The sequence below is a fragment of the Stenotrophomonas sp. K-6 genome (assembly GCF_056861555.1).
In genome coordinates this window covers 959,111-977,031 of the sequence record NZ_JBSPUC010000001.1, presented here as the reverse complement: position 1 = coordinate 977,031, position 17,921 = coordinate 959,111, and the positions used below count along the sequence as shown (strand labels likewise).

15 protein-coding genes are annotated in these 17,921 nt (G+C 67.2%); 3 read left to right on the top strand and 12 right to left on the bottom strand.

Translation table 11 applies throughout. The annotated features are described in order from the left end of the window. Positions 1–44: 44 nt before the first annotated feature. Positions 45–623 (bottom strand): hypothetical protein, encoded by a 579-nt coding sequence (locus tag AC13F7_RS04345; protein WP_481434079.1) that lies wholly within the window; start codon positions 621–623, stop codon positions 45–47. Positions 624–713: 90 nt separating this feature from the next. Between AC13F7_RS04345 and AC13F7_RS04340 the strand changes: the two genes are divergently transcribed. Beyond that, positions 714–905, top strand: a complete 192-nt coding sequence (locus AC13F7_RS04340; RefSeq protein ID WP_020424295.1) for a hypothetical protein — start codon at positions 714–716, stop codon at positions 903–905. A gap of 643 nt (positions 906–1,548) precedes the next feature. Here AC13F7_RS04340 and gcvH read toward each other — a convergent pair. The 8 genes from gcvH to nudE all read right to left on the bottom strand — a co-directional run bounded on the left by gcvH (position 1,549) and on the right by nudE (position 7,231). Next, positions 1,549–1,944 carry a glycine cleavage system protein GcvH gene (gene gcvH, locus AC13F7_RS04335; RefSeq protein WP_482999355.1) on the bottom strand — a complete coding sequence of 132 codons (396 nt, stop codon included), beginning with the start codon at positions 1,942–1,944 and terminating at the stop codon, positions 1,549–1,551. A gap of 97 nt (positions 1,945–2,041) precedes the next feature. Next, a complete protein-coding gene (gene gcvT / locus AC13F7_RS04330; protein WP_482999354.1) occupies positions 2,042–3,154 on the bottom strand; it encodes a glycine cleavage system aminomethyltransferase GcvT in 1,113 nt (370 codons plus the stop codon). An 86-nt stretch (positions 3,155–3,240) separates the two neighbouring features. Next, entirely contained in the window at positions 3,241–3,672 is a 432-nt protein-coding gene (locus AC13F7_RS04325) for an NfeD family protein (protein WP_482999353.1), read from the bottom strand. A 1-nt stretch (position 3,673) separates the two neighbouring features. Further along, a complete protein-coding gene (locus AC13F7_RS04320) occupies positions 3,674–4,636 on the bottom strand; it encodes an SPFH domain-containing protein (RefSeq protein WP_046272684.1) in 963 nt (320 codons plus the stop codon). A 97-nt stretch (positions 4,637–4,733) separates the two neighbouring features. Continuing rightward, a complete protein-coding gene (locus AC13F7_RS04315; protein ID WP_259259448.1) occupies positions 4,734–5,057 on the bottom strand; it encodes a YnfA family protein in 324 nt (107 codons plus the stop codon). Beyond that, a complete protein-coding gene (gene mazG, locus AC13F7_RS04310) occupies positions 5,054–5,866 on the bottom strand; it encodes a nucleoside triphosphate pyrophosphohydrolase (RefSeq protein ID WP_482999352.1) in 813 nt (270 codons plus the stop codon). The genes AC13F7_RS04315 and mazG overlap by 4 nt, the downstream gene beginning before the upstream one ends. A gap of 16 nt (positions 5,867–5,882) precedes the next feature. Continuing rightward, positions 5,883–6,686, bottom strand: coding sequence for a 3'(2'),5'-bisphosphate nucleotidase CysQ (gene cysQ / locus AC13F7_RS04305; protein WP_346473063.1), 804 nt, complete (start codon positions 6,684–6,686; stop codon positions 5,883–5,885). Beyond that, a complete protein-coding gene (gene nudE / locus AC13F7_RS04300; protein WP_482999351.1) occupies positions 6,683–7,231 on the bottom strand; it encodes an ADP compounds hydrolase NudE in 549 nt (182 codons plus the stop codon). The genes cysQ and nudE overlap by 4 nt, the downstream gene beginning before the upstream one ends. A 50-nt stretch (positions 7,232–7,281) precedes the next feature. Between nudE and bioA the strand changes: the two genes are divergently transcribed. Together bioA and AC13F7_RS04290 are read left to right on the top strand one after the other, a co-directional pair. Further along, positions 7,282–8,673 carry an adenosylmethionine--8-amino-7-oxononanoate transaminase gene (gene bioA / locus AC13F7_RS04295; protein ID WP_482999350.1) on the top strand — a complete coding sequence of 464 codons (1,392 nt, stop codon included), beginning with the start codon at positions 7,282–7,284 and terminating at the stop codon, positions 8,671–8,673. Beyond that, positions 8,664–9,398 carry a 16S rRNA (uracil(1498)-N(3))-methyltransferase gene (locus AC13F7_RS04290; protein ID WP_481469717.1) on the top strand — a complete coding sequence of 245 codons (735 nt, stop codon included), beginning with the start codon at positions 8,664–8,666 and terminating at the stop codon, positions 9,396–9,398. Before bioA ends, AC13F7_RS04290 begins: the two co-directional genes overlap by 10 nt. Positions 9,399–9,459: 61 nt before the next feature. Here the strand turns inward: AC13F7_RS04290 and AC13F7_RS04285 are convergent, their stop codons facing one another. The 3 genes from AC13F7_RS04285 to AC13F7_RS04275 are packed head-to-tail and all read right to left on the bottom strand — an operon-like array spanning position 9,460 to position 17,829. Next, positions 9,460–9,933, bottom strand: a complete 474-nt coding sequence (locus AC13F7_RS04285; RefSeq protein ID WP_265309177.1) for a chemotaxis protein CheW — start codon at positions 9,931–9,933, stop codon at positions 9,460–9,462. 29 nt (positions 9,934–9,962) lie between these two features. Next, positions 9,963–11,285, bottom strand: coding sequence for a chemotaxis protein CheB (locus tag AC13F7_RS04280; RefSeq protein ID WP_482999349.1), 1,323 nt, complete (start codon positions 11,283–11,285; stop codon positions 9,963–9,965). Then, complete coding sequence (locus tag AC13F7_RS04275) at positions 11,272–17,829, bottom strand: Hpt domain-containing protein (protein ID WP_482999348.1); 6,558 nt, start codon at positions 17,827–17,829, stop codon at positions 11,272–11,274. The genes AC13F7_RS04280 and AC13F7_RS04275 overlap by 14 nt, the downstream gene beginning before the upstream one ends. Positions 17,830–17,921 lie beyond the last annotated feature (92 nt).

The following is a 17,921-nucleotide window of genomic DNA, read 5'->3' as shown; positions in this document are numbered from 1 at the left end:
GGGCTGCCAGGGAAGGAGTCTCAGGTACGGCTATCGGGAAATACTCAGATCAGCGGTGCCGGGGTTGCCGGCAGTGCGACCGGTGCGGCCTTCTTCTTGCGAACGGCCGGCTTGCGCTTTGCGACCTTCTTCACTGCCTTCTTCGCGGATGCCTTCTTGGCCGGAGCCTTGCGGGCCGTCGCCTTCTTGGCCGTGGCCTTCTTGGCTACCTTGCGGGTGGCCTTCTTGGCGGTCTTCTTGGCAGCCTTTTTCGGAGCGGCTTTCTTGGCTACCTTGCGGGTCGCCTTCTTGGCCGTCTTCTTTACCGCCTTTTTCGCGGTCTTCTTGGCAGCTGCCTTCTTTGCAGTCTTCTTGACGGCCTTCTTCGCCGTCTTCTTCACTGCCTTCTTGGCGGTCTTCTTCGTGGCGGCCTTCTTCGCCGTCTTCTTCACTGCCTTCTTTGCCGTCTTTTTCACTGCTGCCTTGCGGGCGGTCGCCTTCTTGGCCGCCTTCTTCACCGTCTTCTTGGCAGCCGCCTTCTTGGCTACCTTCTTCACGGCCTTCTTGGCAGTCGCCTTTTTAGCGACCTTCTTGGCTGCCTTTTTGGCGGCCGGCTTTTTCTTCGCAGCTTTCTTGGTTGCCATGGGATGGCTCCTCGTCAGTGATCTATGGAGTGAAAACGCCCAGGTAAAGCAAACCCGCCGTTGCTGCGTCGCGGGGACCGCCGTCGCGTCATGCGCGTCGTGACGGATACGGTGACACCCGCCGCATGTGGCCAGGCAGGTATCGAAGAGGAAAGGAACTTGCGGTTCGCCGGAGGAAGCGAAGCCATCTCCACCGTCATGGGACGCGAGGTGGATGTCCAGGTTGTGCTTCGCGACTTGATGTCGATTCTGCTCACTCTGTTCGCAGGCAAGGTCTGCTGAGGCGAAACCTAATCACGCTTTTTTTCACTGTCAACAACCCCGGCGAAAAATTTTCACACCGGCGCCTTGCAGCGCGCCCCTCGCCGTACCCGTCAGCGCCCCCACCCGAACGCCATGCCACCGCCAGCGCGAACACTCCGCGCAATCAAACGCTGACAACCCAGAAAAGAAAAACACTTAAAAGAAGCACTTTCGTGTAGCGACATCGCAACATCGCCGTGCGCCGCCCCGCAACGCCACGCGCGCATCGCATGCCAGCACCCCCGCCACGGGACTCCCCGTGCGCACCTTAAACAGACCACAAAACTTTTCACATCTGCCCGCGTTTTTTTCGACCCGATTCGCGTAACTGCGCAAACTTTTGACCGTCCGGCACTGACGCTTTCGTGTCTGGCGTTCGTCATCGAGCGTCGCTCCACGTTCCCATTGATGCCTCATCGGCGCGCCTTCGGGTCGTCGATGCGGACCAGATCACCAACGCGCGGCGGCACCGAACCGATCGTCATGAGGCGCTGCCCGCGTGAAACGCGACGACTTGTATGCGGCGATCCTCACGCACTACTAACGCGATCGCCGCGCGCCCGGGAGAGCAGGCAAAAAAAAACGGCCGCACCAGGCGGCCGTTTTTCAGCAGACACGACGATCAGTGATCTTCGTTTTCCAGCAGCTCGGCGTAGTCGTCCGGACCCAGCAGGTCGTTGACTTCGTCCAGGCGGGCCACTTCGACGACGTAGATCCAGCCCTCGCCGTAGGCGTCTTCGTTGATGGTTTCCGGCTTGTCGCTCAGGGCCGAATTGACCTCGACCACCGTGCCGGTGATCGGGCTGTAGACGTCCGAAGCGGCCTTGACCGACTCGACCACCGCCGCCTGTTCGCCGGCCTTGACCTCCTGGCCAACCTCCGGCAATTCAACATAGACCAGGTCGCCAAGCAGGCCTTGGGCGTGGTCGGAAATACCGACGGTGACGCGGCCGCTGCCTTCAACGCGTGCCCACTCGTGGGACTTGAGGAATTTGAGGTCGCCGGGGATCTCGCTCATGGGACTGCTCCGAGGAATATCAGGGGGGTCAAGAAACGGGGGTAGTGTAACCAACCGGCGCGGACACGAACGCGTCCGCACCGGGTACATCACGGCATCAGCCGTCGATCAACACGCCGGGCTGGGCCTGGCCTTCGCGCACGAACGGGAACTTCACCACGCGCACCGGAATCTGCTTGCCGCGGATGTCCACGCGCACCTCGCCCAGTTCGCCGCCCGGCACGCGGGCGAACGCGATGCCCTTGCCCAGGGTGGGCGAGAAGGTGCCGGACAGGATCTCGCCCTCGCCGCTGGCGGTGAGCACGACCTGGCCGTGACGCAGCACGCCCTTCTCATCCATGACCAGGCCGATCAGCTGGCGGGCGTTGCCGGCTGCCTTCTGCGCCTCGAGCACGTCGCGGCCGATGAAGTCGCGGCCTTCGTCCAGTGCCACGGTCCATGCCAGGCCGGCTTCATACGGCGTGATATCCTCGTCCATGTCCTGGCCGTAGAGATTCATGCCGGCTTCCAGGCGCAGCGTATCGCGCGCACCCAGGCCGGCCGGACGCACACCCGCGGCGCTCAGCGCATTCCAGAACGCGACCACGGCGGTCTGCGGCAGCAGGATCTCGAAACCATCTTCACCGGTGTACCCGGTACGCGCGACGAACAGCGCGGTGCCGTCGGCGGTTGCCGTCTCCAGGGCGGCGAAGCGGCCCAGCTTTTCCAGCGCGGCGCGGTCGCCCTCGCCCAGCAGGCCGATCACGCGCTCGCGTGCGGTCGGGCCCTGCACGGCGATGATGGCCAGATCTTCGCGCTCGATGACCTCCACGTTGAAGGCGGCGGCCTGCTCGCGGATCCAGGCCAGATCCTTTTCGCGGGTGGAGGCGTTGACCACCATGCGGAAGAAATCGTCGGCCATGTAATAGACGATCAGGTCGTCGATCACGCCGCCGCGGGCATTGAGCATGCACGAGTACAGCGCCTTGCCGGTGGCCTTGAGCTTGTCCACCGAGTTGGCCAGCAGCGTACGCAGGAACGGCTTGACCTGCTCACCACGCAGATCGACCACGGTCATGTGGCTGACGTCGAACATGCCGGCATCGCTGCGCACAAGGTGGTGCTCGTCCAGCTGCGAACCGTAATGAATGGGCATGTCCCAACCACCGAAATCGACCATCTTGGCGCCGAGTGCGCGGTGGGTATCGTTGAGAAGCGTCTTCTGGGTCATGACCGGTTCCGGGGGAATGAAGGCAAGGCCTCCATTATCCCAGAACCGTCTTCACAACGCCTGCGGCGGTGCGGGAAAACCGCGGATCAGGCCTGCTGCACCTTCAGCGTCATCCCTTCCACCGCCACCACGCGCACCGGGCTGCCCGCCGGCAGATCCGGCCCGGCGACCACCCAGAACGCATCGTCGATCTTGGCCCGGCCCTTGCCGGCCACGATGCCCTGGTCGAGCACGATCACCCGCCCGATCAACTGCTCGGCGCGCCGGTTCAACAGCGGCTGATCACTCTGGCGATCGTGCGATCGCCCCCAGCGCCGGTAACACTGGATCGACACCACGCTGAGCACCACGAAGGCGACTACCTGCCACAACAGCGGGATGTCGGCAAATACTGCAACCAGCACGAACACCGCCGCCGCACCGATCCCGATCCACAACATGAAGGCGCCGGGCGCGAGCGCCTCGGCGGCGAACAGCACCAGTGCCAGCGCGCCCCAGGCCACCACTTCCCAGCGCATGTCAGCCTCCGATCCGCGGCGGGACGCCGCGCGTGGCTTTCTTTTCTTCCTGCTTGGCGAAGGCCTCGCGCGCCAGTTCGGCGACACCGGCGATCGAGCCGATCACGCCGCTGGCCTCCATCGGCATCAGCACCAGCTTCTGGTTGGGCGAGGTCGCCAGCTCCTTGAACGCCTCCACATACTTCTGCGCGATGAAGTAGTTGATCGCCTGTACGTCGCCCTGGGCGATCGCCTCGGACACCATCGTGGTCGCCTTGGCCTCCGCTTCGGCCAGGCGCTCGCGCGCCTCGGCATCGCGGAAGGCGGCTTCCTTGCGGCCTTCGGCCTCCAGCACGGTTGCCTGCTTTTCACCTTCCGCGCGCAGGATCTCGGACTGCCGCGAGCCTTCGGCTTCCAGGATCTGCGCGCGCTTTTCGCGCTCTGCCTTCATCTGCCGCGCCATCGCATCGAGCAGATCGCGCGGCGGCTGGATGTCGCGGATCTCGATGCGGTTGACCTTCACGCCCCACGGGTTGGTCGCATGGTCGACCACGCTCAGCAGCTGGGCGTTGATCACCTCCCGCTGGCTGAGCGATTCATCCAGGTCCATCGAGCCGATCACGGTACGGATGTTGGTCTGCACCAGCGCGATCATCGCCACCTCCAGGTTGGCGACTTCGTAGGCGGCCTTGGCCGCATCAAGCACCTGGAAGAACACCACGCCATCCACGCGCACCGCGGCGTTGTCCTTGGTGATCACTTCCTGGCTGGGCACGTCCAGCACCTGCTCCATCATGTTCACCTTGCGGCCAACCCCGTAGACGATCGGGATCAGGAAGTGCAGGCCGGGCGACATGGTGTGGGTGTAGCGGCCGAAGCGCTCCACGGTCCATTCGTAGCCCTGCGGCACCATCCGCACGGCCTTGAAGAGAATGACGACGGCCACGAAGGCCAGCACCAGCGAGAACAGCATGGTCGGAAACATCAGGTCACTCCCTTTCCCCGGATTCGTAGCGCCGAGTATAGCCACGCCGCCTTCACACCGGCGTCGGTGAGTGGCCTGGATGACCGTCAGGCGGGGATCAGGCGGTGCGCGGGGCGAACATGATCACCATCATCCCGGCCAGGCACAGGCCGACGCCGAGCAGGTCCCAGCGGCTGGGGCGGATGCCATCCACCAGCCACAACCACATCAGTGCGGTACCGATATAGACCCCGCCGTAGGCGGCGTAGACGCGCCCGCTGGCGGTCGGGTGCAGGGTCAGCAGCCAGGCGAACAGCGCCAGGCTGGCGGCCGCCGGCAGCAGCAGCCACGCACTGCCGTCCTTGCGCAGCCACAGCCACGGCAGGTAGCAGCCGACGATCTCGGCGACGGCGGTGAGGACGAACAGCAGCAGGGTGTTCATTCCGTGCGCTCGGCGTCCTTGGCCTGCTGCCAGAGCGCTTCCTGCGCGTCCAGATCGAGGGCACCCATCGATTGCCCTGCCGCCTCGGCCTGGGCTTCCATCGCCCGGAAGCGACGTTCGAATTTCTGGTTGGCCAGCCGCAGGGCGGCACCGACGTCGACCTTGGCGTGCCGGGCCAGATTGGCGCAGACGAACAGCAGATCACCGAGTTCTTCCTGCAGGCGCGCCTGATTTTCCTCGACAGGACCACGCGCGAATTCCGCGGCGACTTCGTCCAGCTCTTCGCGCACCTTGTCCATCACCGGCGCAGGGCCCGGCCAGTCGAAACCGACCCGTGCCGCGCGGGCCTGCAGCTTCACCGCTCGCTGCCACTCCGGCAGGCCGCGCGTGATGCCGGCCAGCGCCGAGGTATCGGTGTGCCCCTTGGCGGCGCGTTCGGCGCGTTTGATCGCCTCCCAGTTGCTGTTGACGTCTTCGGCCCCCTCGACCTGGACCTGGGCGAACACGTGCGGGTGGCGACGCTCCATCTTGTCGCTGATCGCGCGGGCGACATCGGCGAACGCAAAGGCGCCCTGCTCCTGTGCCATCTGCGCGTGGAACACCACCTGCAGCAGCAGATCGCCGAGTTCATCCTTGAGGTCGTCCAGGTCGCCGCGGTCGATCGCGTCTGCGACCTCGTAGGCTTCCTCGATGGTGTACGGGGCGATGCTGGCGAAGTCCTGCTGCAGGTCCCAGGGGCAGCCCCGCAACGGGTCGCGCAGGCGCGCCATGATGCCCAGCAGGCGGTCCAGTTCGGGGGTGGCAGGCATCGTTGCTCCAGTCAGGTCAGGCAGGCAACCACTCGCGCCACGGCAGGCGGGTATCGCCCAGCGCAATGAAGTCGCCGTTCAAGAGGCTTTCGCGGCGGTTGTAACGGAACGGTTTGCCGGTCTCGGCCGAGAGCACCGCGCCGCCGGCAGCATGCAGCACGCACTGCCCCGCGGCGGTGTCCCATTCGGAGGTCGGGCCCAGCCGCGGGTACACGTCCAGCGTGCCTTCGGCCAAGCGGCAGAATTTGAGCGAGGAACCCTGTGCGAGCACCTCGATATCGCCCATCCGGTCCAGCAATGCCTGTGTCTGCTCGCTGCGGTGCGAGCGGCTGGCGGCCACCCGCAACGGTGCCGTGGCCGGCGTGCGGGTGCGCAGTACCGAATCACGCATGCCGTCGCGGCGGTAGGCCAGCTCGCCGCGCATCGCATGCCAGACCTGGCCGGTGGCCGGGGCCAGCACCACGCCGAACGCGGGCGCGCCCTGGTAGATCAGCGCGATGTTGACGCTGAACTCGTCGTTGCGTTTCACGAATTCGCGGGTGCCATCCAGCGGATCGACCAGCCAGTAGGCGCCCCAGTGCTGGCGGATCTCCCACGGCACCTGCGCCGATTCCTCCGAGAGGATGGGCAGCTCGGGGGTGAGCTGCGCCAGCCCACGCTCGATCACCTGGTTGGCGCCGAGGTCGGCGGCCGTGACCGGGCTGCGATCGGATTTGATTTCCACATCGAACGGCGTGGCATACACCGCCATGATGGCGGCGGCCGCGTCCTGGGCGATGGCGATGACGGTTTCGCGCAGATCCGTCGTGAGTTTGATCATTCCTTCCGTCCCAGCCACTCGCGGGCAATGAACAGCGCCGCCAGCGATCGGCCTTCGGAGAAATCCTCGCGCAGCATCAACTGGTCCAGATCGGCCAGCTTCCACGGCACGACCTCCAGTTCCTCCGGCTCATCACCGACCAGGCGCTCGGGGTACAGATCGCGCGCGACCACCAGCCAGGACTGATGACTCATATAGGTGGGGGCCAGGGTCATCGCGCGCAGCACGTCGACCCGGCGCGCACCGTAACCGGCCTCTTCCTTCAATTCGCGGTCGGCCGCCTGTTCGGGGGTTTCCCCGGCATCGATGCGGCCCTTCACCAGGCCCAGCTCGTAGCGGTGCATGCCGGCGGCGTACTCACGCACCAGCAGCACGGTCTCTTCATCGAGCATCGGCACTACCACCACGGCCCCATGGCCACGGGTCACCAGCCGTTCGAAGCGGCGGCGTTCGCCATTGGAGAACTCCAGATCCAGGTGCTGGCGCTGGAACGGCCCGCTTTCCTCGTCCGTGATCTGGTGGATGATGGGCAGGCGACGGCTCATGCGAGCATCTCTAGAATGGGTACTGGTGAAAACGTGTTCATGAGCCCGAAATGCTAGCAGACCCAGCCCCCCTCACGCTGGCCGATCAGTGGCGGCAACGCGATCTGGCCGTGCTGTGGCACCCGTGCACACAGATGCGCGAGCACCCGGACACCCTGCCCCTGCTGCCGATCGCCCGTGGCGAAGGCCCGTGGTTGATCGACCATGACGGGCATCGCTATCTGGACGCGGTGAGCAGTTGGTGGACCAATCTGTTCGGCCATGCGCAACCGCGCATCGGTGCGGCCATTGCCCAGCAGGCCACCCAGCTGGAACAAGTGATGCTGGCCGGCTTCAGTCATGAGCCGGCGGTACGGCTGGCCGAGCGCCTGCTGGCGATCGCCCCACGCCAGGCCGGGCGCGCCCCGCTGGCCAAGGTGTTCTATGCCGACAACGGCTCGGCCGGGGTGGAAGTGGCGCTGAAGATGGCGTTCCACTATTTCCGCAATCGGGGCGAGAACCACCGCACCCGGTTCGTCGCGCTGGAGAACGGCTATCACGGCGAAACCCTGGGGGCGCTGTCGGTCGGCGATATTCCGTTGTATCGGCGGGTGTATGCCCCGCTGCTGACCGAGGCGCTGTTCGCCCCCTCGCCCGATGCCTACCTGGCCGAGCCGGGCCAGAGTGCCGCACAGCGCGCGCACCAGGCCGCCGATGCGCTGGCCACGCTGTTTGACCAGCACCCGGGGGAGATCTGCGCGGTGATTCTCGAGCCGCGCCTGCAATGTGCCGGTGGCATGCGCATGTACGACCCGGTCTATCTGCAGCGTGCACGTGAGCTGTGCGATGCCAACGGCGCGTTCCTGATCGCCGATGAGATCGCGACCGGCTTCGGCCGCACCGGCACGATGTTCGCCTGCGAACAGGCCGGGGTGATGCCGGACCTGCTGTGCCTGTCCAAGGGCCTGACCGGTGGATTCCTGCCGCTGTCGGCGGTGCTGGCCACGCAGGCGCTGTACGACGCCTTCCTGGATGATTCGCGCGAGCGCGCCTTCCTGCATTCGCACAGTTACACCGGCAACCCGCTGGCCTGCGCCGCCGCGCTGGCGACCCTGGACATCTTCGCCAGTGAAGACGTCATCGCGCGCAACCGCAGTACCGCCGAGGTGATGCGCACCCTGGCCGCGCCGTTCGCCGACCACGCGCATGTCGCCGATGTGCGCCAGGCCGGGATGGTGGTGGCCTTCGAGTTGACCCGCAACGGCGACAAGCGCACGCCGTTCCCGGCCGAGGCCCGGATCGGGTTGCACGCCTATAAAGCCGCGCTCAAACGCGGCGTGGTGCTGCGCCCGCTGGGCAATGTGCTGTATTGGATGCCGCCGTACTGCGTGGAGGATGAACACTTGGATCTGCTTGCGTTGACCACCCTGGCCGCCATCGACGAGGCCGTCGCATGCGCGTGACCCGAAGCCATGTCGATCAACCGCTGGCGGTCGGCCAGACCCTGGCGCTGCCCGAGGATGCGGCCAATCATCTGGTCCGCGTGATGCGCCTGCGCGAGGGCGATGGCTGCGTGCTGTTCAATGGCGATGGCCACGATTACAGCGCCACCCTGGTGACGGTCGGCAAGCGCGACGCGCAGGTACGGATCGAGAGCGCCACCGCGCTGGGCAACGAGTCGCCCTTGCACATCACGCTGCTGCAGGGCATTGCCCGTGGCGAGAAGATGGACCTGATCCTGCAGAAGGCCACTGAGCTGGGGGTGCAGGCTTTCGTGCCGGTCAACGCCGAGCGCACGGAAGTGAAGCTGGATGCGGCCCGTGCCGAGAAGCGCCTGGCGCACTGGCACAGCGTGGTGGTCTCGGCATGTGGCCAATCCGGCCGCGCCTGCGTCCCCAGCGTGGCCGCACCACAATCGCTGCAGGTCGCCGCCAACGCCGTGCCGGCCGAAGCATTGAAGTTGACCCTGGATCCGCAGGGCGAGCACCGCTTGTCCACCCTGTCCGCCGCACCGGGCGGCGTCGTGATTGCGATCGGCCCGGAAGGCGGCTGGTCGCCGCGCGACCGTCAGGCCTTGGCCGCAGCAGGCTTCCAAGGCTTGCAGCTGGGGCCGCGCGTGCTCCGCACCGAGACGGCCGGCCTGGCGGCGATCGCTGCCGTGCAGGCGCGGCTCGGCGATCTGGGCTGAAGCAGAAACGGGGACGGAGGGAGTTAATCGGCACGATTAACTACCTCCGTCCCTATTTTTTTCACCCCGCCACGGGGAAGGATTCGTCCAGCGCTGCTTCCAGTGCATCCAGGTCCGGCAGCAGCGCGCTCTGCTCGCCCAGCAGTACACGCATGTGCACGCCCTGTGGCAGGGTTTCCTCGGAGGCATCGGCCAGCAGACCGTCGCGCGGCACGGCGATCAGCTGCGGGAACGTCTGGGTCAGCAGCGCGAAGTACGGGCGGCGGGCATTGCCGCCCAGCGCCTTGAGCACCACCACCTTGTTGTTGGTCACGACCGGTTCGTCGCCCTGCCCGGACAACCGGGCGAACGACAGCAGCGGCACGTCCCAGCCGTGCCAGGCGATCTGACCGACCAGCCAGGCCGGTGCGTCGGGTACCGTCTCGACCGGCACCTTGGACATCATCTCGGCGACGGTGGCGTTGGGCAGCAGCACGCGTTCGTGCCCGGCCTGGATCAGAACACCGCGGATTTCGTCGTTGCTGGCGTAGCTCATGGGTCTTCCTTTAAAGGAGCGTGACGCGCTTACGCGTCCACGCCCCAGCGTTCGGCGATGGTGGCGGCAAGCTGCGGCGGTTCACCGGCGTCCTGCCCTGCGACCACCACGGCACTGGCCGCCGTCGGGTCGTAGCAGCCTTCGCCCACCTGACCGGCAACCCAGGCCCCCGCAGCCGCCAGCGCAAGCACGGCATCCAGCTGGGCGGCGTCCGCGCCACTGAGCAGCACCACGCCACTGTGGGCCGCCGGCAAGGCATCGATCTGGATCCCGGCGGTGTCGGCCATGAACTGCAGGCCACCCTGGCCGGCGACGACGCCGACGTCGTCCGGCAGGATGTAGACCTGTCCGGCGTCCACCGGCTGTGCCACCTCGGCGAGCACCACCGGCAACGCAGACACGCGCGCCATCTGCTTGACCAGATTGCCGTAGCGACCGCCATCCAGGCGCATGTGCACCAGGATCGCCGTGCTCAGGGCTTCAGGCAGCGCAGCGAGCAGACGACGCAGCGCGTCCGGCCCACCGATACCGGCCAGGACCAGCACGGCACCGCGGCAGCCGCCCTCGATGCCCGTATCGGGCTCAAGCTCGACCAGCGACAGCCGGTCGATATCGAAGCGCTCCTGCACGGCCTCGGCCGTGGATGCAGCGGGCGACGTTACGACGTGCTCCTCCACCAGCGACCAGCGGCTGTGATCTCCGATCGCGGTGATCGGCGCGACTGCCGGGGCGACGTCGGCGGGCGGTGCCGCAGCGGGCATCGCAGGTGGGTCCGGTTCGTCCTGGGCGGGCTGCAACGCAGCCAGCGCCTCCTCCAGCGAGACTGGCTCGCTCAGGTCCTGCGGTGCCTGGTACAGGCCGTCTGACGGGACCTCGGGTGCCGCATCGGCGGCTTCGCGCAGGTGGAACTCCAGCGGCGCGTCCGCATGCAGCTCGGCCGGCGTGGTCGGCAGCCCCGGCTCGGGCTGCAACTGCTGATCCTGCTCCGATCCCGGCGGCAGCACATCCTGATGGCCGTGCAGCTTGGCCACCAGGTGGCGTGCCCAGCGCTGTGCTTCCCAACCATCCCGACGCGCAGCCAGCTCGGCTTCGTCGAAGATCAGGGTCAGCGAAGGCGAGGCCAGCACCGGGTCCAGCCGCTCCAGCGCGTCCTCGATGGCCGGCTCCAGTGCAATCAGCACGGCACCGGGATCAGCATCGCGCAGCGCCTGCAGCTCCAGCGTCGAGGGATCGTCTTCGAAGACCACGCGCGCGCCGGCATGATCCAGCGCCTCGCGCAGGCGCTCGCGGGCCGCACCGGGGCGGGCCAGCAATGCGATCGTCAACAGGGCGTGGCCGTCACTCGCGGACACGGGCGATCCCCAGCAGGTCGTAAACGTTGCGCATCAGATCCAGCTCCTGGTACGGCTTGCCCAGGTAGCGCTGGACACCGATTTCGAAGGCACGTTGGCGATGCTTGTCGCCGCTGCGCGAGGTGATCATCACGATCGGCACCCCTTGGTAGCGCGGGTCCGCGCGCATCACGCTGGCCAGCTCATAGCCGTCCATGCGTGGCATTTCGATATCCAGCAGCATCAGATCGGGCACGCGTTCTTCCAGGCGCTCCAGGGCTTCGATGCCATCGCGCGCAACGGTCACCTCGAAGTTGTGGCGCTCCAGGATGCGGCCGGTGACCTTGCGCATGGTCAGCGAGTCGTCGACCACCATCACCAGCGGTGCATCACGGTCGCTGACCTGGGTGGTCGCGGCAATCGGCTTGTGCGGATTGGCGATGTAACGGCGTACCAGCGGGGCGACGTCGAGGATGACCACCACGCGGCCATCGCCGGTGATCGTCGCACCATAGATACCCGGCACCGAGGCGATCTGCAGGCCGACCGGCTTGACCACGATTTCGCGGTTGCCCAGCACCTGGTCGATCGCCACGGCTACCCGCAGGTCGCCCGCGCGGACGAGCAGCAGCGGCACCTGTGCCTGGCCTTCGGCGCGGGCCTGGGCCTGGCCGATCAACGTTCCCAGATCATGCAGGGCGAATTCTTCGCCGCCGTAGTGGTACCCACCGTTGGCGGTTTCAAAGCGCTCGCGCGAGATCCGGCCGATACCACTGACCGAGGCGACCGGTACGGCGAAGGTGGTCTCACCGATCTGCACGAACACGGCCTGGGTGACGGCCAGCGTCTGCGGCAGGCGCAGGGTGAAAGTAACGCCCTGCCCGCGCACGGAGTGGATGTCCACCGAACCGCCGAGCTGGCGTACTTCGTTGTGCACCACGTCCATGCCCACGCCACGGCCGGCCAGCTGGCTGACCTGGTCGGCGGTGCTGAAGCCGGGCGAGAAGATCATCGCATCCAGCTCGGCATCGCCCAGCACGGCATCGGCGGCGATCAGACCACGCTGTTCGGCACGGCGACGGATCGCCTCGCGGTCCAGCCCGGCACCATCGTCGGCCACTTCCAGCACGATTTCCGAGCCTTCGCGTCGCAGCCGGATGGCAATCTCGCCTTCCTCCGGCTTGCCGGCGGCGCGACGCTGCTCCGGGGTTTCCAGACCATGGGCCACCGAGTTGCGCAGCATGTGTTCCAGCGGTGCGACCATGCGGTCCAGGACGTTGCGGTCCAGTTCGCCGTGGGTGCCTTCCAGGGTGACGTGGACCTGCTTGCCGGTGTCCTGGCCGGCCTGGCGCACGACCCGGCGCAGACGCGGCACAAGGCCGTCGAAGGGCACCATGCGCGCGCGCATCAGGCCGTCCTGCAGTTCCGAACTGACGCGCGACTGCTGTTGCAGCAGCACGTCGTACTGACGCGAAAGATCGTCCAGTACACCCTGCAGACCGCCCAGATCGGCCGCCGATTCATTCAGCGCGCGGCTGAGCTGCTGCAGCGTGGAGAAGCGGTCCAGTTCCAGCGGATCGAACTTGTGATCGGCCTGGTCCTGCTCACGCTGGTATCGGGCCACGATCTGCGCTTCGGTTTCCAGGTCCAGTCGGCGCAGCTGATCGCGCAGACGGGCGTTGGTGCGATCCAGTTCGCCCATGGCCCCACGGAAGGCGCCGAGCTGCTGTTCCAGGCGCGAACGGTAGATCGCCACTTCACCGGCATGGTTGACCAGGCGGTCGAGCAGGTCGGCGCGCACACGCACCTGTTCCTGCTGCGGACGCGGCAGACCGTCGTCTTCACTGGCGGTCTCCAGCGGTACCGGTGCGGACAACGGGGCGGCGACGAGCGCGGCGATCGCCGCTTCAACCTTGGCATCGCCGACGGCAAGGGCCGGCTCGGCGGGCGCGATCTGTTCCGGCTCGGCACGGCCCTGGGTGCGCCGCTCGAAGGCGGCGATCAGGTCGTCGGGCATGGCCACGGTACGGTGCTGGCCGGTCCGGGTCAGCAACTGGTGCAGACGGTCGAAACCGCGCTCCAGCAGGTGCACATCGCTGCGCTCGATATCGGTACGGTTGGCCGCAACGGCCTCCAGCAACGACTCGATCCCGTGGCCAAGATCACCGATGGGATTGATGCCGGCCATGCGCGCGCCACCCTTGAGGGTGTGCAGATCGCGCTGCAGGCCGGCGATCACGTCGCGGTCCTGTGGGGCGGCGCGGAGCTCGCTGATCAGCCCATCGCAGTGGTCGAGCAGGTCCTTGCCTTCTTCCACGAAGATGTCGACCAGTTCCTGATCGAGCTGGGTGAAATCGAGGGCGTCACCTGCATCGAGTTCAACGTCATCGTCCGATGCTGCCGCCGCGAATACGGTGCTGGCAGGCTGCGGAACGACGTGCGCCGGCGCCGGAGACTCTTCGAGCTCGAAGAAGCGCGCGGGTGCCGTCGTGTCTTCGTCGATCGTATCCGCATCTGCATCGGTGCTGTCGGCCAGGGCGGTTTCGAATGCCTCAGCAAAGGCATCCCGTTCCACCGGCGCCTCGGCAGCCGCATCCAGCCCGAGCACGCCGAGGTCCTCGGCCGCCTCGGCGTCCGGTGCGTCCAACACGGTCAGACCATCGTCAATGGCCTGCTGGGCATCCACCACCTCGCCGAAGGCCGGCGGCGGCGGCAGGACGTCGTCCAGGGCCTGCGCGTTGTCGTCGGTCTCGTCGGTCTCGTCGGTCTCGCGCCAGCCGTCATTGGCGACATCATTGGCGGCCTCTTCGACGGTCTCTTCGACGGCGACCGCAACGGCGTCTGCTGGCACGGTTCCGGCGTCGCTGGCGCTTGGCGCCGGATCGGCGGCCAGTCCGGAGGGCGCAGGGCGATCGAAGTACCGCGACAGGTCGTCGGCCGAGGTGAGTTCCACGGCATCCAGACCGGCAGGCACCGAGTCCAGATCGGTCGCTTCGGCAGTGGTGTCCGGCGTGGCGTGAACCTCGCGGATCACCGGCGAGGTCGGCAGCTCGGCATCGAAGTAGGCGGACAGGTCATCGGTTGCGGTCAGCTCCGCCGCGACCAGCGCGTCGTCCGCCGTGGTCTCGACATCGGCGGTATCCCCCGTGTCGAGCAGGGTCAGACCGTCGGCTTCGATCAGCGCCTGCTGCGCGTCCGCGTCGGCCGCATCATCGATGCTTGCCAGAGCCGGCGCCTCCACATACGCCGGCGCGTGGTCAGCGATGGCCGCTTCAACGACGATTGGCTCGTCAATGACGGCGGCGTCTTCAACAACGATGGCCTCGTCGGTGTCGCTGCCCTCATCCGCCGCGTCGGCATCCCATTCCGCCAGGTGATCGGCATCGGTCACGTCCAGCGCCGAGGCCTCCTCCTCCAGGTCCTGCTCATCATCGACCAGCGCCGGCCAGCGCGCTTCGGGCAGCGTATCGGCCAGCGCGATCAGGCGGGCGGCGAGCGCCTGCTGGACCGGGACGCGGGGCGCCTCGTCCTGCAGGGCCTCCATCGTGGTGGTGATGGCAGCGCAGGTCTCCACCAGTGCCTGCAGACCTGCATCGCTGGGCAGCGCATCGGCAGCCAGCGAGCGCTTGATGTAGCTTTCCGCCGCACCGGTGACTGCGGTGATCTCGGGCACGTCGGTCATGGCGAAGGCGCCATTCATGGTGTGCACGGCGCGCAGCAGGCCATCGGTGACCGGCTGCGGCACCTCGGCCGCGCTGTCCAGCCAGGCCTGCAGCGTCGCCTGGTGCACCTCGACCTCGGCTTCCAGGATCTCGCGCAGCACGCTGTCGATGTTGGCCGGGGTGCTCTCCACCACCGGCGCGGGCGCGGGCGTCGTATCGACTGCCACCGGATCCGGCAGGGTGGCAACCGGTGCCACGGCCGGGCGCTGCAGCGGCACGTGGAAGGTCTCCTCGCCTGCCGCCACGCGATCGGCGATCGCCTGCATGGCCTGCAGATCGGCGGTCACGCGGCTGCCATCACGCAGCGCGGCGTTGAGCTGCGGCAGGACGTCGTAAGCCTGGCCGATCAGCGCCACCACCGCCGGCGAGGCCGGACGGCTGCCATCGAGCACGCGGTTGAGCATGCCCTCGATCTTCCAGCTGAATTCTCCCAGGGTGCGTGCACCCACCAGGCGACCGCTGCCCTTGAGGGTGTGGAACACCCGGCGGATCGGACGCAGCCGGTCCATGTTGTCCGGCGCGATGCGCCAGGCCGGGAGCAGATTGCCCAGATTCACCAGCTCTTCGTCGAACTCTTCGATGAAGACCTCGCGGATGTCCTGGTCGATGTTCTCGCCATCGTCCTCGAACCCGGCCTCGATGCTGGTCTCGTCGGCCGTCATGGCCGCGACCTCGGTCGTCAGGCCGGTGATCGGTGCGGCAACAGGATCGACACCCTCCGTGCGGAACTGCGCGGCGGCAGCATCCAGCTCGGCCAGGAACCGCACCGATTCGTCATCCAGCTCAATCTTGCGGATGACCGCGTCCTGCACGCCCGAGGTCGGAACTGGCGCGGCCAACACGTCGTCACTCTCGTCCGCCGATGCGACCGGAATGTCCTGCAGGAAGGTAGGCGGCGCGTGGGCGTCTGCGTCGTCATGCGCCGATTCGGAGGCGGATTCGGCGGCAGTTCCGGCGACAGGCTCCGCGTCGGCTGCCACCGAGTCGGCATCGTCGATCTGCAGCGACAACACGTCATCGGCGTTGTCCAGCCGCTCATCGAAGGTGAATTCGATCGGCTCGTCGCTCAGCTGAAGCGCCTCGTGCTCGGCTGCGACCGGATCGAACCCGGTCCCGTCCGCCACGAATGCAGGCATCTCCAGGAAGGCCAGGTCGGTATCGTCGGTGCGTTCCGACGGCGTCGCATCAAACTCAGTCCCGGCGGCGTCCGCCACCGGCATGGGCACCACTGGTGGCACGCCCCACCCGGCACCTGCCGGGGCCTCGGCGATGATCGGATCGAAATGCGCGAAAGTCGGCAGCTCGTCCACATCGTTGTTGCCGGCCAAGGTCCACTGCGGCGCATCGGCCGCAACGGGCGCGGTCGACGCATCGAACACCAGCGCAGCCGGCGGGGCCACAGGCGTCGTGGCCGGCTGCGGCGGCGGATCGAAGGTGAAGTCCGGCAGCGGCGGCGGCAGGTTGGCCGGGCGCGGTATCCCGGCGGTGACGCCCAGCGCGATCGGCTCGGCGGCCGGCGCGTCCCACGGGGTCAGCGCAATGTGTTCCGGTGCCACCGGCAGTGCATCCGGCCCGGTATCGGCCGAGGGCTGGTTGGCATCCGGCAGCGGCCAGTAACGCAGGGTCTCCAGGCTGCTGCGGGTGATGTCCAGAATCTCGTCGCGGCCCGCGCGGCCTTCGCGCAGGGCCTCGAGGTAGTACTCCAGGCTGGCCATGGCGTCGGCCAGGGTGTCGAGCTGGCGACCACTCGGCACACGCTGCTTGCCCAGCAGTTCCACGCTGATGTACTGGCGCACCCCCTGCAGGTAGTCGGCCGGCACCGTCAGATCGAGCATGCGCAGCGCACCGGCGACCTCGCCGAGCAGGCGCGGCACTTCCTGCAGCTGCTGATGGTTCCAGTTCGTTTCGATGAAGGCCACGAAGTGCTCGCGGGCGGCCGCGAAGTTGGCGATCGCCTCATGGGCCAACACTTCCACCGTGCGCCGGTTTTCGGCGGCGCTCGGGTCATCTTCGCCGCTGCCGCCGGCGCCCAGATGGGCGACCTGGTCATCCAGCGAGGCATCCACGTACAGCAGCGCGCCGGCGATATCCAGCAGCAGCGTTTCATCGATCTGCTGCACGCCCTCGACCACATCGCGCAGTGCGTCACGCTGCTGCACGACCACGCCGCGGGCCACGCCCAGGCCCATCATGCCCAGTGTATCGGCCACGGCACCCAGTTCGTTGACCTGGGTCTGCAGTTGCACCGGCTCACCGCCGGTGCGCAGGTGCAGGTCCAGCGCGTCCTTGATCCGCAGCAGCTCTTCCTTGACTGCGTTGCCGACGGTGTCGAGGAGCTCGCGGTTGCGCCCGCTCAGGCTGCCGCGGGCATGGTCGAGTTCGGCTTCGGTGGCGCTCGCGCTGTCCGGCGCGAAGGCGAACAGCACGCTTTCATTGATACCCGGCGCCGCGCGCGCCGACCGGATATCGTTGAGCAGCGGCAGCAGCACGATCGGAATATCACGGTGACCGTTCTGCAGGCGTTCCAGATAGTCGGGCAGCAGCACGCTGCCACGCATCAGCGTGGCGCAGGCTTCGTCGCGGTCGGGCACTTCACCGGCACCGATCGCGTTGGCCAGCTGCTCCAGCTCCTCGGCCACCATCGCCGGGGCGTACAGCTCGACCATCCGCAGCGTGCCCTGCACCTGGTGCAGGTACCCGGCGCAGAAGCGCATGCGGCTGCCGTCGGCAGGATCGTCCACGTAGTACTCGACCTCGTTGCGCACCTGGCGCAGGGTCTCGTCCAGCTCCGGCTTGACCCAGCCCAGCGCAGCGTGGCTCATGGCATCGCGCAGCGTGCTCATGCCAGGTCTCCCGGCAGCTCGGCGCACATGGCGTGCGGTGATTTCTCGCGATGCATCATCTGCTTGTTCCTTCCCTCTCCGCCCTGCCCGTG

What these genes read in the sequence shown, in the direction of transcription:
- AC13F7_RS04345 (WP_481434079.1), bottom strand. Translation starts at nt 623, where the DNA reads ATGGCAACCAAGAAAGCTGCGAAGAAAAAGCCGGCCGCCAAAAAGGCA.
- AC13F7_RS04340 (WP_020424295.1), top strand. Translation starts at nt 714, where the DNA reads ATGCGCGTCGTGACGGATACGGTGACACCCGCCGCATGTGGCCAGGCA.
- gcvH (WP_482999355.1), bottom strand. Translation starts at nt 1,944, where the DNA reads ATGAGCGAGATCCCCGGCGACCTCAAATTCCTCAAGTCCCACGAGTGG.
- gcvT (WP_482999354.1), bottom strand. Translation starts at nt 3,154, where the DNA reads ATGACCCAGAAGACGCTTCTCAACGATACCCACCGCGCACTCGGCGCC.
- AC13F7_RS04325 (WP_482999353.1), bottom strand. Translation starts at nt 3,672, where the DNA reads ATGCGCTGGGAAGTGGTGGCCTGGGGCGCGCTGGCACTGGTGCTGTTC.
- AC13F7_RS04320 (WP_046272684.1), bottom strand. Translation starts at nt 4,636, where the DNA reads ATGTTTCCGACCATGCTGTTCTCGCTGGTGCTGGCCTTCGTGGCCGTC.
- AC13F7_RS04315 (WP_259259448.1), bottom strand. Translation starts at nt 5,057, where the DNA reads ATGAACACCCTGCTGCTGTTCGTCCTCACCGCCGTCGCCGAGATCGTC.
- mazG (WP_482999352.1), bottom strand. Translation starts at nt 5,866, where the DNA reads ATGCCTGCCACCCCCGAACTGGACCGCCTGCTGGGCATCATGGCGCGC.
- cysQ (WP_346473063.1), bottom strand. Translation starts at nt 6,686, where the DNA reads ATGATCAAACTCACGACGGATCTGCGCGAAACCGTCATCGCCATCGCC.
- nudE (WP_482999351.1), bottom strand. Translation starts at nt 7,231, where the DNA reads ATGAGCCGTCGCCTGCCCATCATCCACCAGATCACGGACGAGGAAAGC.
- bioA (WP_482999350.1), top strand. Translation starts at nt 7,282, where the DNA reads ATGCTAGCAGACCCAGCCCCCCTCACGCTGGCCGATCAGTGGCGGCAA.
- AC13F7_RS04290 (WP_481469717.1), top strand. Translation starts at nt 8,664, where the DNA reads ATGCGCGTGACCCGAAGCCATGTCGATCAACCGCTGGCGGTCGGCCAG.
- AC13F7_RS04285 (WP_265309177.1), bottom strand. Translation starts at nt 9,933, where the DNA reads ATGAGCTACGCCAGCAACGACGAAATCCGCGGTGTTCTGATCCAGGCC.
- AC13F7_RS04275 (WP_482999348.1), bottom strand. Translation starts at nt 17,829, where the DNA reads ATGAGCACGCTGCGCGATGCCATGAGCCACGCTGCGCTGGGCTGGGTC.